At 59.9% G+C, this 15595-nt stretch carries 13 protein-coding genes and 1 pseudogene; 8 read left to right on the top strand and 6 right to left on the bottom strand.

Features of this window, described 5'->3' with window-relative positions:
* Positions 1–19: 19 nt before the first annotated feature.
* Positions 20–1756, top strand: a complete 1737-nt coding sequence (locus tag ACQZ48_RS01555) for a methyl-accepting chemotaxis protein (RefSeq protein WP_448728416.1) — start codon at positions 20–22, stop codon at positions 1754–1756.
* A gap of 83 nt (positions 1757–1839) precedes the next feature.
* Here the strand turns inward: ACQZ48_RS01555 and ACQZ48_RS01550 are convergent, their stop codons facing one another.
* From ACQZ48_RS01550 to ACQZ48_RS01525, 6 genes are all read right to left on the bottom strand, one after another.
* Positions 1840–3156: an LLM class flavin-dependent oxidoreductase gene (locus tag ACQZ48_RS01550; protein WP_162520337.1), complete on the bottom strand. Its 1317-nt coding sequence runs from the start codon at positions 3154–3156 to the stop codon at positions 1840–1842.
* An 18-nt stretch (positions 3157–3174) separates the two neighbouring features.
* Complete coding sequence (locus ACQZ48_RS01545) at positions 3175–4521, bottom strand: MmgE/PrpD family protein (protein ID WP_448728415.1); 1347 nt, start codon at positions 4519–4521, stop codon at positions 3175–3177.
* A gap of 4 nt (positions 4522–4525) precedes the next feature.
* Entirely contained in the window at positions 4526–5326 is an 801-nt protein-coding gene (locus ACQZ48_RS01540; protein WP_443388975.1) for an amino acid ABC transporter ATP-binding protein, read from the bottom strand.
* A 12-nt stretch (positions 5327–5338) separates the two neighbouring features.
* A complete protein-coding gene (locus ACQZ48_RS01535) occupies positions 5339–6121 on the bottom strand; it encodes an amino acid ABC transporter permease (protein WP_173990792.1) in 783 nt (260 codons plus the stop codon).
* Entirely contained in the window at positions 6118–6861 is a 744-nt protein-coding gene (locus ACQZ48_RS01530; RefSeq protein ID WP_137411585.1) for an amino acid ABC transporter permease, read from the bottom strand. The genes ACQZ48_RS01535 and ACQZ48_RS01530 overlap by 4 nt, the downstream gene beginning before the upstream one ends.
* Before the next feature lie 168 nt (positions 6862–7029).
* Positions 7030–7869: a transporter substrate-binding domain-containing protein gene (locus ACQZ48_RS01525; protein WP_080795754.1), complete on the bottom strand. Its 840-nt coding sequence runs from the start codon at positions 7867–7869 to the stop codon at positions 7030–7032.
* A gap of 258 nt (positions 7870–8127) precedes the next feature.
* On the opposite strand from ACQZ48_RS01525, the pseudogene ACQZ48_RS01520 reads away from it, so the two are divergent.
* From ACQZ48_RS01520 to ACQZ48_RS01490, 7 genes and pseudogenes are all read left to right on the top strand, one after another.
* Positions 8128–8519 (top strand): annotated as a pseudogene (locus ACQZ48_RS01520) (transposase); the annotation flags it as partial.
* 157 nt (positions 8520–8676) lie between these two features.
* On the top strand, positions 8677–9630 hold the full coding sequence (locus ACQZ48_RS01515; protein WP_448728414.1) for a sugar-binding transcriptional regulator: 954 nt from the start codon (positions 8677–8679) through the stop codon (positions 9628–9630).
* A gap of 144 nt (positions 9631–9774) precedes the next feature.
* A complete protein-coding gene (locus ACQZ48_RS01510) occupies positions 9775–11088 on the top strand; it encodes an ABC transporter substrate-binding protein (RefSeq protein ID WP_077985039.1) in 1314 nt (437 codons plus the stop codon).
* 173 nt (positions 11089–11261) lie between these two features.
* The gene (locus ACQZ48_RS01505) at positions 11262–12134 is read left to right on the top strand and encodes a carbohydrate ABC transporter permease (protein WP_077985038.1); all 873 of its coding nucleotides are present in this window, start codon (positions 11262–11264) and stop codon (positions 12132–12134) included.
* A gap of 12 nt (positions 12135–12146) precedes the next feature.
* Positions 12147–12971 carry a carbohydrate ABC transporter permease gene (locus ACQZ48_RS01500; RefSeq protein WP_003525171.1) on the top strand — a complete coding sequence of 275 codons (825 nt, stop codon included), beginning with the start codon at positions 12147–12149 and terminating at the stop codon, positions 12969–12971.
* 12 nt (positions 12972–12983) lie between these two features.
* Positions 12984–13982, top strand: a complete 999-nt coding sequence (locus ACQZ48_RS01495; RefSeq protein ID WP_077985037.1) for an ABC transporter ATP-binding protein — start codon at positions 12984–12986, stop codon at positions 13980–13982.
* Positions 13983–14107: 125 nt separating this feature from the next.
* The gene (locus ACQZ48_RS01490; RefSeq protein WP_448728413.1) at positions 14108–15592 is read left to right on the top strand and encodes a mannitol dehydrogenase family protein; all 1485 of its coding nucleotides are present in this window, start codon (positions 14108–14110) and stop codon (positions 15590–15592) included.
* Positions 15593–15595: the final 3 nt, after the last annotated feature.

Genomic DNA, 15595 nt, shown 5'->3' with positions numbered 1-15595 from the left:
TGTTTGAGGGTTCAAAAAGATGTCTTACTTTTCTAAACTTGGTCCGGACGCTTCTGCAGTGCTTGATGCGCTTGGCCGCTCGCAGGCCATCATCGAGTTCGATCTGACCGGCAAGATTTTGAGAGCGAACGATAATTTCTGCAAGACCGTCGGCTATCAGCAGTCTGAAATCGTTGGGCGTGCCCACAGCATGTTCCTGTCTCCCGAAGATTCGGCATCGCCAGAATACAAAAGCTTCTGGGCGAAGCTGTCGCGTGGCGAATACGATCAGGGCCAGTATCGTCGTCGCGCCAAGAATGGCGACGAAATCTGGATCGAGGCTTCCTACAACCCGGTGTTCCGTTTCGGTAAACCCTACAAGGTGGTCAAGATCGCAACCGACATCACCTCGATCAAGCGCAGGAGCGCTGAGGATAACGGGAAACTGGCGGCGCTCTCCCGCGCGCAGGCCATGATCGAATTTACGCCCGATGGAAAAATCCTCAGCGCCAACGAAAATTTCCTCGCGACGCTCGGTTACACCGCGGAAGACATCATCGGCAAACATCATTCGATGTTCTGCGAGCCGACCTATGCCCAGTCCCAGGACTATCGGGATTTCTGGAAAGAACTCGGAAAGGGACATTTCTCGACGGGGCAATTCATGCGCCTTGGCAAGGATGGCAAACGCGTTTTTATTCAGGCCTCCTATAATCCGATCATCGATGATCGGGGTCGTGTCTTTAAGGTCGTGAAATTCGCTTTCGATGTGACGGACCGGATGCATGCGGTCGAGGAACTTGGTGCTGCGCTCGAGCGGCTTTCTCAATGCAATATCCGCATTACGCTGGACAAACCCTTCGTCGGCGAGTTCGAACGACTGCGCCGCGATTTCAATAAATCGATCGCTGAATTCCAGAAGACGCTGGAAAACGTTCTTGGCCAGACCGGAGACCTGACCCGCAGTAGCCAGGAGGTCAGCGAAGCCTCCGTCAATCTCGCCGAACGTTCGCGTGAGCAGGCGGTGGCGCTTGAGGAGACCTCGGCAGCACTCGAAGAAATCACCGCCACGGTGCGTTCGTCGACTGAAAACATGAAAGAGACGCGCAAGCTGGTTCAGAGCGCGCGGACATCCACCGTGGCCTCCACCGAGGTCGTGGAGCGGACAGTCGACGCCATGCAGCGTATCGAGACGGCCTCGCGGGAAATCAGTCAGATCATCGGTGTGATCGACGAAATCGCCTTCCAGACGAACCTGCTGGCGCTGAATGCCGGTGTGGAGGCCGCGCGGGCGGGCGATGCAGGTAAAGGTTTTGCCGTCGTGGCGCAGGAAGTGCGCGAACTGGCGCAGCGTTCCGCCAATGCCGCCAAGGAAATCAAGGCGTTGATCAACAATTCCGGGACCGAGGTTCTGGAAGGCGTCAGGCTGGTGGGCGAAACCGGCGAAGCGCTGAAGCAGATCGACGCGCTGGTCAGGCACATTGACGGCAATGTCGACATGATCGCCAAGGCGGCTGACGAGCAGGCTGCCGGCATCAGCGAGATCAACAAGGCAGTCAACCGGCTGGACCGGATGACGCAGGAAAACGCGGCGATGAGCGCCCGCACCACGGTGATCAGCACCACGTTGGCGCAGGGAGCGGATGCGCTGGCACAGCTCGTCAGCCTCTTCAAGCTGAACCGCCGCACAGTCCAACGCGAAGACGGATCGTCCACCCGCTCGGATACCGCCAATACCATCCGGCGCGACAAGCCATCGGCACGGGCGGCCGCGTAAAGGAGCAGGCTCAGGCCCGCTTCAGCTTGAGAATGAGATCCGGTGGATGCGGATGCCTTTGAACGGGCATCCGCATGGCTTTTTTACCGCAGCGCCGGCCTTGCGATACCGAGATGGTCGCGCAGCGTCGAGCCTTCGTAGTCCTTACGGAACAGGCCGCGCTCCTGCAGGAGTGGAACGACCTCGCGGTTGAATTCCTCCAAACCGCCGGGGAAGAAGGGCGGCATGACGTTAAAGCCATCGGCCGCACCGTTTTCGAACCATTCCTGCATGCGGTCGGCGACATCCTTGGCCGTGCCCATGACGATATGGTGGCCGCGACCGGCGGCGACGCGCAGCGCCAGCTCCCGGATCGTCAGCTTTTCGCGGCGCGCCAGTTCAGTCAGAAGTTCGGCGCGGCTGCGTAGTTGGTCGGAAATCGGCAGGTCCGGCAGCGGGCCGTCGAGATCGTAATCCGTGAGGCTGTGGCCGATGCGTTCCTCAAGCAGCGGCATGGCGCTCTTGATATCGGTCCAACGGTTCAGTTCCTTCAGCTTTTCGCCAGCCTCTTCAAAGCTCCTGCCGATAATCGGCATGAAACCGGGCATGACGGCGACGCTGGCCGGATCGCGGCCGAATTTCGCTACGCGAGCCTTGAGGCTGGTATAGAAGGCCTGTGCTTCGGAAATCGCCTGCTGGGCGGTGAAGACGATATCGGCGGTGCGGGCCGCGAGATCCTGCCCCGGACCGGAAGAGCCGGCCTGGATGAGAACCGGGTGGCCCTGCGGCGAGCGCGGAATATTGAGCGGCCCCTTGACCGTGAAATATTTGCCTTCGTGGTTGAGGATATGGACTTTCTCTGGATCGACGTAGCGGCCCGCCTGCTTGTCCTTGATGAAGGCGTCATCATCCCAGCTGTCCCAAAGGCCGCGTACCACATTCACATATTCTTCCGCCACCGCATAACGCTCGTCATGCTCGGGATGGTCCTTGGAAAAATTCGCCGCCGTGCGAGCGTAAGAGGTGGTGACGATGTTCCACGCCGCACGGCCATGGCTGAGATGATCGATGGAAGCGAAGGCGCGGGCGGTGTGGTACGGCTCGCCATAGGTGGTGGAGGCGGTAGCGGCCAGACCGATCTTGTCAGTCACCATGGCAAGAGCCGCCAGCAACGTCAGCGGCTCGAAGCGCGCGATCATGGAAGGGTGGGCGTCGACGCCGCTGGTGAGGCCGTCGGCGAGGAATACCATGTCGAATTTTGCGGCTTCCGCCATTTTTGTGACGCGGGTGAGCAGATCCAAGTTCTCGCTACCGGCCTCCGCATCGGGGTGACGCCAGCCGGAAACGTGGTGCCCGGCGCCTTGCAGGAAAAGGCCGAGATGCATCTGTCTGTCGCGGGTCGTATTGGTCATGGGGATCATGCCTTCATGTCGGTCGAGTTATATGTCAGTTGTCAGAAGCGCCTCGAGCTTCCGGAGGTCGGCTGCGGTCTTCATGCTCCGCACCAGTGCCGGGATGCTGGCGAATTTTTCATTGCCGCCCGTCGCGTCGGCAAATTTTTCGGTCGGGTCATCGATGCCGGGGAGGCCATCGACACGGCGCGACAGCACCGTGCCGTCCTTCTTCGTCACGTCGATGATCACGAACCGGGTGGTCGGATCGGGCGAGAGGCGGCGGGCGGTTTCGTCATGCCGGCGCGCGATCCTGGCGGAAAGGGCAAGCAGATCGGCGCGCGTCGCGCGCGCGTCGAAATGGCCGATGCCGAGCGCTCCATCCGTCAGCGCGGCGGCAAAGACATATTCGGCGCTGAAGCGTGCATCGATGCCCGTCGCGGGCGTGGTCGAGCCAACGAGGGCGGCATCGCCGCCCGGCGGGAAGGTGATGGTGACCGTTTCGATCTCATCCGGCGTCAGATCGTGGCTGTTGCGCAACGCCAGCGCGCCGACAGCAACGGGATGGCTGGCAGTGCAGCAGGGAAAAGCCTTGAGGGTGAGGCCGGGCGAGACGATCTGCCAGGGTGCGCCCCAGCCGGAGAGAACGCGTTTTGGTTGCTCGGCGCCGAAGGCGAAGGCGGAATAAAAGCCGATCGGATTTTCCAGAAAATCCGGTGCGCCCTGAAAGCCTGATCGTGCCAGCTGGGCGGCGGTAAGGCCGGCGCGCGTGGCAAGCCCGGCATGCAGCGGCTTGGCATCGAAGCCGAATTGCAGGCGAAGCCCGGCCGATTGCGTGGCCGCGAGCCCGAGTGCCACGGCCGTGGTCTGCAGATCGAATTTCAGGAGATGGGCAATCGCCGCCGCAGCGCCGATGGGGCCGAGCGTGGCGGTGGCGTGGAAGCCGTTTTCGTAATGCCTGGTGCCGAGCGAGAGGCCGATCCGCGCCATGGTTTCAAGCCCGACGATATAGGCGGCGATGAAGGCATCCGCTGTTGAGCCTTCTTCGACCGCAACAGCCAGAAGCGCGGGAATGATCGCGACGGTGGGGTGGCCGCGCACGCTGCCATGGACATCATCATAATCAAGCACATGGCCGGCGTGGCCGTTGATAAGGGAGGCCGTAAAGGCGTCCGTGCGAAGATCGTGGCCGATGATTCCGGCTGCGCCCTGTATGCCGGACGTGAAGGTATCGATCAGGATTTTCGTGCTTCGGTCGGAAGCCCCACCCAGCACGCAGGCGAAAAAATCGATCAGCGCCGTGCGGGCGACGGTGACCGCTTCGCCATCGCGTAGCGGATCGGAAGCGGCGATGGCTTCGGCAAGATGAAGCGAGAGTTTTTCTTCTGCGGACATGGCGTCAAATCCCTTCGCCATCGGCCACCCGCGCCACCTGTCCGCCAAGACCCTTGACGAAGGCGTTGATGCGCGGATTGGTCGACTTGTAGAAGATATGCTCCGGCGTGCCCTGATCGACGATCAGGCCGTTTTCGGTGAAGACGATATTATCGCTGATTTCTTCGGCAAAACGCATTTCGTGCGTGACGAGAATGCTGGTCATACCGTCATTGACGAGGTCGCGGATGACGGCGAGCACTTCGCCCACGGTTTCCGGGTCGAGCGCGGAAGTGACCTCATCGAACAACACCAGTTCCGGCCGCATGGCAAGTGCGCGGGCAATGGCCACGCGCTGCTGCTGGCCGCCGGAAAGCTGGCCGGGATAGGCATCGACCTTCTGGGAAAGGCGCACTTTTTCCAGCAATTCGCGGGCATGTCGCTCGGCTTCCGCCTTCGGCGTGCCGAGAATCTTGATTGGTGCAATGGTGATATTTTCCATCACCGTCAGATGCGGAAAGAGATTGAACTGCTGGAAAACGATACCAATGCGCTTGCGCAGCGCAATGCGCTCAGCCTCGGTCTTCAACTGGTCTACGCGGGTGCCGCCGACGGTGATCTTGCCCGATTGCGGAATGAGCAGGCCGTTGATGCAGCGCAGGATGGTGGATTTGCCGGAGCCGGAAGGGCCGATGATAGAGACGGCGTCGCCTTTGTTGACCGTAAGATCGATGCCCTTCAGGACCTGATTGTCGCCGAAGGACAGGTGTATGCCTTCCAGTTCAACCAGAGCTTTTTCGGCGGTTTGTGGTGCAGGTGCGGACATGGCTTGTTCCAATCAGCGGGAGGCGAAGCGCCGTTCCAGGCGCTGCGTGAAACGGGAGACGGGATAGCAGAACAGGAAGAACGCCATCAGAACGGTGAGATAGACCACGACGGTGAAATCGTTGCGCTGCACGGCGGTGCTGGCGTCCGTCGCGGCGTGCAGAAGTTCATGCACGCCGACCAGCGAGGCGAGCGCCGTACCCATGGTGATCGACGCGTAGAGGTTCATCCATGGCGGCAGCGAACGTTTCACGCATTGCGGCAGGATGATCCAGCGCAGCGTCTGGTTGCGCGAAAAACCGAGGCCCTGCGCCGCTTCCCATTGCGCCGTCGGAATGGACTGGATGGCGCCGCGGGTGATTTCGGCGATATGGGCGCTGGCCGGAATGGCGAGACCGACGACGGCCTTGATCCAGTCCGGGAAGGGAATGTAGTTGCCGAAGGCGACAATCTCGAAGGGGAAGATGTAGGTCGCGGCAAAGATCAGCACCAGATGCGGCGCGTTGCGGAAGATTTGCACATAGGTAAGCGCCGGCGCGCGCACGAGACGATAGGGCGCAAGCTCCATGATGCCGAGTAGGACGCCGATGAAGGTGCCGATGGCGATTGCCAGAACGCTGATCAGCACGTTCATGGCGAAACCCTTGGCAAGATAGGGCAGCCATTGCAGCAGCACCTGGCCGAGCGAGGGATCGAGGATCAGCCACAGGATGACCGATATCACCACGCCGAGCAGCAGAATGGTGCCGAAGGGCGGCTTCCTTACCGCCTGTCTTGGAGAAACCACCGCACTCATTGACCAAACCCCGGAACAGCAAGACGCCGCTCCAGCCAGAGACCGGCCCTTGCGACGATGAAATTGATGACGCTGAAAAAGATGAGGATGACGAGCATCAGCTCGACCACATTGTCGCGCTGGGTCCAGATCAGGATTGAGGCATAGGTGATTTCACCCACCGCAATGGCCGAGCCGACCGTGGTGAGCTTTACCAGATTGACGAGGTTGTTGATGATGGAGGGCAGCGCCGTGCGGATCGCCAGCGGAAACTCCACATAGCGTAAAATCTCGAATGAACTGAAACCGATCGCGCGCGCCGCCTCGATGGTGGTGGCCGGCACCGCCTCGATACCACCGCGCAACGCTTCCGCATGGAAAGCGGCAATATGCAGGCCGGTGATGGCGACCACCCAGAAAAAGGGTGTTAGCGGATTGTTCTGCGCGCCGCCCAGCGCATTGGAAATCAGCATGTTAAGCACGAGGAACCCGCACATCAGCTGCACCAGCGTCGGCGTGTTGCGTGTCAGTTCCACATAGGCGCGCACGGGACCGGAAAGCCAGCTCTTGCCCGATGTCAGCATGGCCGCGAAAATGAAGCCGAAGACGAGGCTGAGCGGCAAGGTGACAGAGACGAGGATGAGCGTCATCTTCATGCCGTCAAGCCAGATCTGAACCTCATACCCGCTGTTAAGAAAATCATAGTTGAGGCCGAAATGCGCAGCCAGTTCTATAAAGCGCGCTGTAAGTGAATCCTGCATCGGAAATCCATGCTTTTATTGCTGGCGCCGCCTCGCGAGCGGCGCCGGAATGGCCTGCCGTTTTGTAGAGCGAAAAAGAACGACAGGCGAAACCGGCCGTTCTTGAGGGTTGGCGTAAACGCCATCCGCCATCTGGAGGCGACGGGACAGCCAAGACCGTCTGGCCGTTTATTGCGCGGCCGAAAGCTTCTTCTGCTGCTCTTCCATGTAACCGATGCTCGGCAGACGGTTGGCCTTGGCGAATTCGAGCATCTTGCCGGAAGCGTGCAGGTCCTTGACGATCTTGTCGAGAGCGGCCTGTGTGTCAGCCTCACCCTTGCGCAGCCAGATCACGGAATCGGAAGGGATGAGGTCGGTGGGGATCAGGATGCCGTAATCCTTCCACTCATCGGCGCGGTCCTGAAGCATCAGGCTCAGCGTGCCGTTGACGTGAACGGAGACATCGCAATTGCCGCCCTTGAGCGCCAGCAGCGATTCCGGCTGGCTCGGCAGCGCCTTCACCTGCGCGCCATATTGTTCGATCAGCGGCTGGGTGTAGTTGGAGCCCTGCGAAACGCAGGCGATCTTGCCCTTCAGGTCCGGCCAGTCCTTGATGCCACTGTCCTTGCGGCCGATGGCGGCGCCGCCCTGGCGATCATAGGGGGTAGGCACGTAGCCCAGCGTTTTGGCGCGTTCTTCCGTGTATTGCATGTTGGCGATCAGAATATCGACCTTGCCCTGCTGCAGGAACTGAACGCGGTTGGGCGGGGTCACGGTTTCGGTGACCAGTTCGACACCGAGGCCGGCGGCCAGAGCCTTGGCGACGTCGATGTTGAGACCCTTCTGCTCCTGTGTCTTCGGGTCGATGAAGCCGAAGGGCGCGCCGGAGAGGATGACGCCGACGGTGAGCTTGCCGCGACCCTTGATCCGGTCGAGCGTCGCATCCGCATGGGCTGCTGTGGCCATCGAAGCGATGACGACGGCTCCGGCGATCAATTTTGCGGTAAATCTGGAGAAAGAGAGGGCCATGGGCATTTCCTTTTGATTGTCGTGGGAAACTACAGGAGGCGCCCGCCGAGAGCGAGAATTGGCATTGCGTGAAAAATAGTATGAATAAAATCCGGTTCCAATAAATCTTTTAGAGGGAAAAAATATCCTAATAGTTTGGAATTGTAGAACCCTGTTCTTCGTTCGCCTCCCCAGAGGGGCGGGACAGTAAATCCGGCGCAGCATACGGACCGTATCGCCCTTGGAAGCGAGCGATTGCAGCTTTCGCCTTCGCCGCGGCAGTTCGAGAAGCTTCTGTCGCGTCTTCGTGATGAGAAAAGCGCCGGGCGTCGGGCCTATGAGCCGCTGGTGAAGTTCAAGGCGCCGCTTTGCGGTCGCTTTATGGGTTTCCCGAGATGGAACTTGAGGAGGCGTTGGGCGACCGGCTGTCGTTCAAGCATTTCATCGGACTTGCACTGCAAGAGGTCGTTCCCGAGCATTCCAGGCCTTGCCGTTTCCGCAGCCTGCCGATCGTCGAAGGTCTTCTGGAGAAACTGTTTGGTGAACTCGACCGGCAGCTTGACGCTGCCGGCCCGATCCCGCGGCGCGGCGCGATGCTGGATGCGACGATCATCGAGACGACGGCGGCGCAGCCGCCCAGAGGCCGCAACGGCAGCCTCGATGCCGCCGCTGGATATTGCAACGCGCCCGCCGGGGAGAGGAAACGCGCCATACCGGCGTGCAAATCATTTTCAGCTAACTGCACGCTCTCTTCCTCATCTCACGTTTGACAGCCGATGCAAAAAAATGCCAGCAAATGCGCAAGAATAATTCTCAAAGGGCGGCGGCATGGCCAGACGAAACGACGCACATGGACGGCTGGACGATGCGGCCCGCGCCGGCTGGCTTTATTATGTCGCCGGCCGTACGCAGGATGAGATCGCCGCTGCCATGGGCATTTCCCGGCAATCGGCGCAGCGGCTGGTGTCGCTTGCGGTCGCCGAGCGGTTGATCAAGGTCCGGCTCGATCACCCCATCGCCGCCTGTCTCGAAAAAGCCGAACGGCTGAAGGAGAAATTCGACCTCAAATATATTGAGGTGGTGCCAAGCGATCCGGCCGGGGTCTCCTCCACTGTCGGCATTGCCGAGGCCGGGGCGGCGGAAATCGAGCGCTGGCTGAAAAATGCCCATCCCATCGTGCTCGCCATCGGCACCGGCCGTACCTTGAAGGCCGCTGTCGACCAACTGCCGCCGATGGAATGCCCGCAGCACCGTATCGTGTCGCTGACGGGTAATATCGGGCCGGATGGCTCGGCCGCCTATTATAATGTCATCTTCAGCATGGCGGACGCCATCAAGGCCCGGCATTTTCCGATGCCGCTGCCGGTTCTATGTTCTTCTGCGGAAGAGCGCGAATTGCTGCACGACCAGTCCATGGTGCGCTCCACGCTGGCGCTGGGTTCTGCCGCCAATGTCACCTTCGTCGGCGTCGGCGAACTTGGCGAAAACGCACCGCTCTGCGTCGACGGTTTCCTCGGCGTGGATGAGATGAAGGCGCTGATGGCGAGCGGTGCCGTCGGCGAGATTTGCGGCTGGATGTATGATGCCAATGGCCGCATTCTCGAGCACGCCGTCAACGAGCGCGTCGCCTCTGTTCCCATCCCTTCAAGAGAGACCTGCACCGTCATCGGCATGGCGCAGGGCGCACGCAAGAACGCTTCGATTCTGGCGGCGCTGAGGGGCGGTCTGCTGAACGGCCTCATCACCGATGAGACTACCAGCGAATATTTGCTCACTCATTGAGCAAAAATTAAACACATAAAATCAATGGCTTGGTTTTTCCCTGTGCGTCGCAGCATAGGATGTCGCTTGACATTTTTGATTGTGAAGTGAGTAAATGCCCTAGAGCAAAGCGAATGCTCATCATTTTTCTTCTGGGAGGAAGATATGACATTGAAGACCATTTTGCTGGGCGCATGCTCGGCACTCGCCTTTTCGACCCTTGCTTCCGCCGAGACGCTGACCATCGCGACCGTGAACAACGGCGACATGATCCGCATGCAGGGTCTGACCTCGGACTTCACCACCAAGAACCCTGACATTAAGGTCGAATGGGTGACGCTTGAAGAAAACGTCCTGCGCGAGCGTGTGACGACCGATATCGCCACAAACGGCGGTCAATATGACATCATGACTATCGGTAACTACGAAGTGCCGATCTGGGCCAAGCAGGGCTGGCTGCTGCCGCTTGAAAAGCTCGGCGACAAATATGACGTCGACGATCTGCTTCCGGCGATCCGGGGCGGCCTTTCCATGGACGGCAAACTTTACGCCGCGCCCTTCTATGGCGAATCCGCCATGATCATGTATCGCAAGGACCTGTTCGAAAAAGCAGGCCTCAAGATGCCTGAAAATCCGACCTGGGAATTCATCGGCGACGCCGCCCGCAAGATCACCGACCGCAAGGCCGATATCAACGGCATCTGCCTGCGCGGCAAGGCCGGCTGGGGCGAAAACATGGCCTTCATCAGCGCGCTCAACAACTCCTTCGGCGGCCGCTGGTTCGATGAAAACTGGAAACCGCAATTCGACCAGCCGGAATGGAAGAGCTCCCTGCAGTTCTACGTCGACCTGATGAAGGATGCTGGTCCTTCGGGTGCTTCCTCCAACGGCTTCAACGAAAACCTGACGCTGTTCCAGCAGGGCAAATGCGGCATGTGGATCGACGCCACGGTTGCTGCCTCCTTCGTGTCCAACCCGAAGGATTCGACCGTTGCCGACAAGGTCGGTTATGCGTTGTTCCCGACGCATGGCGAACTGAAGAACCACGGCAACTGGCTGTGGTCGTGGAACCTCGCGATCCCGAAGAGCTCGCAGAAGGCGGAAGCGGCCGAGAAGTTCATTTCCTGGGCGACCAGCAAGGAATACACGGAGCTTGTCGCTTCGAAGGAAGGCTGGGCAAACGTGCCTCCGGGTACCCGCACCTCGCTTTACAAGAACGCCGAGTATGAAAAGGCCGCCGCCTTCGCCAAGCCGACGCTTGCCGCGATGGACGCCGCCGACATTACCAAGCCGACTGTAAAGCCCGTGCCTTATACCGGCGGTCAGTTCGTGGCGATCCCTGAATTCCAGGCGCTTGGCACCACGGTCGGCCAGCTGTTCTCGGCGGTTGTTGCCGGCCAGTCTAGCGTCGATGATGCGCTTGCGGGCGCCCAGTCGACTGCGACGCGTGAAATGACCCGCGCCGGCTACATCAAGTAATCCTCCTGAAGATCGCTGTCCGGCGTCAACGCCGGGCAGCGAACCTTGGGGGACGGAAGCCGCGGTCCGTACGGCGGCATTTAAGCCTTTCACATCAAAACAAGAATGAGCCGGTTCTTCCGGATATGCCGGGCGCATGTCGTGACGCCCAGGCCCAAGGGGAGGTGAGTGCAATGGCAACCCGAAACACGAGCGGATTAGCGCGGGTAATGCTTGCGCCGTCGGTGCTGTTGTTGCTGGTGTGGATGATCGTGCCTTTGGCGATGACCCTGTGGTTTTCGTTCCAGAACTACAATCTCCTCAACCCGGCCAATGTCAGCTTCGCCGGTCTTTTCAATTACCAGTATTTCTATACCGACCCGGCCTTCTTCCAGTCGATCTGGAACACGCTGCTGATCGTCGGCGGGGTGCTTTTGATCACGGTGGTTGGCGGCATCGCCATTGCGCTTCTGCTCGACAATGACATTTTCGGTCAGGGCATCGTGCGCATCATGATCATCTCGCCCTTCTTTGTCATGCCGCCGGTGGCAGCATTGGTGTGGAAGAACATGATCATGCATCCCGGCTACGGCGTGCTGGCCGACCTTGCCCGCTTCCTCGGTTTCCAGCCGGTGGACTGGTTCGCGCAGTTTCCGCTGCTTTCCATCGTCATCATCGTCGCCTGGCAATGGCTGCCGTTCGCGACGCTCATTCTCTTGACCGCCCTGCAGTCGCTTGATGGCGAGCAGAAGGAAGCGGCCGAGATGGATGGCGCCAATTTCGTCAACCGTTTCATCTATCTGACCCTACCGCACCTGTCGCGCGCCATCACCGTCGTCATCCTGATCCAGACGATCTTCCTGCTTGGCGTTTACGCGGAAATCCTCGTCACCACCAATGGCGGCCCGGGTTACGCCTCCACCAACCTTGCCTTCCTGATCTATCGCACGGCGCTTCTGGGCTACGACGTCGGCGGCGCTTCGGCCGGCGGCATCATCGCCGTCATCCTCGCCAATATCGTCGCCATCTTCCTGATGCGCGCCGTCGGCAAGAACCTCGACCGGTAAAGGGGAAACATCATGGCCCGCAAGACAACCACTCGCGCAAAGATCGGCTTTTCCATCGCGGCATGGGCCGTGGCGCTTTTGCTGTTCTTCCCGATCCTCTATGCCTTCCTCACATCCATCAAGACTGAGCCGGAGGCGATCGCAGGCTTCAGCCTCATTCCCTCGGGCACGCTTGAGAATTACGTGACGGTGCAAACCCAGCGCGATTACTTCAAGCCGTTCATGAACTCGGTGGTGCTGTCGCTCGGCTCGACGATCATCGCGCTCATCATCGCCATTCCCGCCGCCTGGGCCATGGCGTTCTCGCCGACCAAACGCACCAAGGACATCCTGATGTGGATGCTCTCCACCAAGATGATGCCGGCGGTTGCCGTCTTGGTGCCGATCTACCTCATCTTCCGCAATGCCGGCCTGCTCGATACCCGCATCGGGCTCACCATCATGCTCACCTTCATCAACCTGCCGATCGTCATCTGGATGCTCTATACTTACTTCCGGGAAATCCCCGGCGAAATCCTGGAAGCAGCGCGCATGGATGGCGCTTCGCTCTGGAACGAGATCGTGCATGTGCTGACCCCGATGGCGGTTCCGGGCATTGCCTCGACGCTGCTTCTCAACGTCATCCTTGCCTGGAACGAATCCTTTTGGACGATCCGGCTGACGACCACAAATGCGGCGCCGCTGACGGCCTTCATCGCCTCCTTCTCTTCGCCGCAGGGGCTGTTCTGGGCAAAACTCTCGGCCGCCTCGATGATGGCGATCGCCCCCATTCTCGTCATCGGCTGGTTCTCGCAGAAACAACTCGTGCGTGGCCTGACCTTCGGCGCTGTGAAATAAGGAACGACAAACATGGGCAGCATTTCCCTTCAGACCGTGTCCAAGCTCTTCGGTGAGGCGAAAGTCATCCCGTCGATCGATCTCGATATCCACGACGGTGAATTCGTCGTCTTCGTCGGTCCCTCGGGCTGCGGCAAATCCACGCTTTTGCGCCTCATCGCCGGGCTGGAGGACGTCTCCGGCGGCAAGATCGTCATCGACGGCAAGGACGCCACCGAAAAGGCGCCGGCCGAGCGCGGCCTTGCCATGGTGTTCCAGTCCTATGCGCTTTACCCGCATATGAGTGTGCGCAACAACATCGCCTTCCCGCTGAAGATGGCCAAGCTCGACAAGGCCGTCATCGACAAGAAGGTTGAGGATGCCGCCCGCATCCTCAACCTTACCGACTATCTCGAGCGCCGGCCATCGCAGCTGTCCGGCGGCCAGCGCCAGCGCGTCGCCATCGGCCGCGCCATCGTGCGCGAACCGAAGGCCTTCCTGTTCGACGAGCCGCTCTCCAACCTCGATGCGGCGCTGCGCGGCACCATGCGGCTGGAAATCTCCGAGCTGCACAACACGCTGAAAACGACGATGATCTACGTCACCCACGACCAGGTCGAGGCCATGACCATGGCCGACAAGATCGTTGTCCTCAACCGCGGCAATATCGAACAGGTCGGCTCACCGATGGAGCTTTACCGCTCGCCCGCCAACCTCTTCGTCGCCGGCTTCATCGGCTCGCCGCGCATGAACCTCATTACCGGCGACTATGCCCGCAGCAAGAATGCCACCACCGCCGGGGTGCGGCCGGAACATCTGGCGCTGTCGAAAGAGGCCGGTCTGTGGCAGGGCAAGGTAACCGTCGCCGAACATCTCGGCTCCGATACCTTCCTGCATCTCGACGTCCAAGGCATCGGCCCGATTACCGCCAGAACCGATGGCGAGTTCGAATGCAAACACGGCGATACCGTCTTCATTACCCCCGATGAGACCAAGATTCACAGGTTCGATGACAAGGGCAAGGCGATCTAGGGGAAAGCGACCCTAAAAAGCTTTGCCGCCTGACTGCCTCTTGCAGCTGGCGGTGTTCCGACAGGCCGATTGCCCGGCAAGAGGGCGATCGGCAAGACCAACGTTTCCCCTTCGAGGATCGTGACATGACATGCAAACTCTCCCTCGCAACGCTTGACGAAGCCAGAAAGACGGCGGCGGTTCCGGCCTATTCCCGGGCCGATCTTTCCGCCGGCATCGTGCATTTCGGCGTTGGCAATTTCCATCGCGCCCATCAGGCAGTTTATCTGGATGACCTGTTCAACACGGGTGCGGATCACGACTTCGCCATCATCGGCGCGGGGGTTCTGCCATCTGATGCGGTGATGCGCGAGAAACTCGCCGCGCAGGATTTTCTGACCACGGTGGTGGAGCAGGACAATAACCGCACCGGCGCGCGCGTCACCGGACCGATGATCGACATTCTGACGGTCGGCGACACGAAGGCCATCATCGACACGCTCGCCGACCCGAAAATCCGTATTGTCTCGATGACGATTACCGAGGGTGGTTATTTCATCGATGCTTCCGGTTCCTTCAATCCGCAGCACCCGGCCATTGCCGAGGATGGCCGGCACCCATCTTCACCGAAAACCGTGTTCGGCCTCATCGTCGCCGGGTTGAAGGCGCGGCGGGACAAGGGGCTGCAACCCTTCACCGTCATGTCCTGCGACAACATTCCGCATAATGGTAAGGTCACCAAAAATGCGGTGGTCGGGCTGGCAGCGCTCTCCGACCCGGCCTTTGCCAACTGGATCGGCGAAAACGTCGCTTTCCCCAATTCCATGGTCGACCGCATCACACCAGCCACCGGGGAGCGCGAACGCAATATCGCCCGCGACGATTTCGGCATCGAGGACAATTGGCCTGTCTTCTGCGAGGAGTTCAAGCAATGGGTGATGGAAGACAATTTCCCCGCCGGTCGCCCGGCGCTTGAAAAGGCCGGCGTGCAGTTCGTCAAAGATGTCGCGCCCTATGAGCATATGAAAATCCGCATCCTCAATGGCGGCCACGCGGCAATCGCCTATCCGGCGGCGCTGCTCGACATTCATTTCGTGCATGAGGCGATGGAACATCCGCTAATCCGGGCATTTCTGGCAAAGCTTGAAAATGAAGAGATCATTCCGGTCATTCCACCGGTTCCCGATACGAATCTCGCCGATTATTTCGCGCTGATCGAGCGCCGTTTCCTCAACCCGAAGATCGGCGACACCATTCCGCGTCTGGCGCAGGACGGCTCCAACCGCCAGCCGAAATTCATTCTGCCATCCACCGCCGACCGGCTGGCGTGCGGCGAGGATATTGTCGGCCTTTCGCTGGTTTCGGCGCTGTGGTGCCGTTATTTCCAGGGCACCTCCGACAGCGGCAAGGAAATCGCCTTCAACGATGCCAGCGCCGAGCGCCTTCATGCGGCGGCGATCAAGGCCAAGGACGATCCGATGGCCTTTCTCGTGTTAGACGATATTTTCGGTGAGGTTGCCGAATCGGAGCTTTTCCGTAAACGCTTTGCCCATGCACTGAAGACGCTGTGGCAAGACGGCACGGTGAAGACCTTGAAGCTTTATCTGGATGACAAGCTGGCTGAAGAGTGACCG

The sequence above is a fragment of the Agrobacterium sp. 22-209-1 genome (assembly GCF_053522485.1).
Note: the sequence above shows the minus strand (reverse complement) of the source record. Positions and strands in the feature narration are given on the sequence as shown.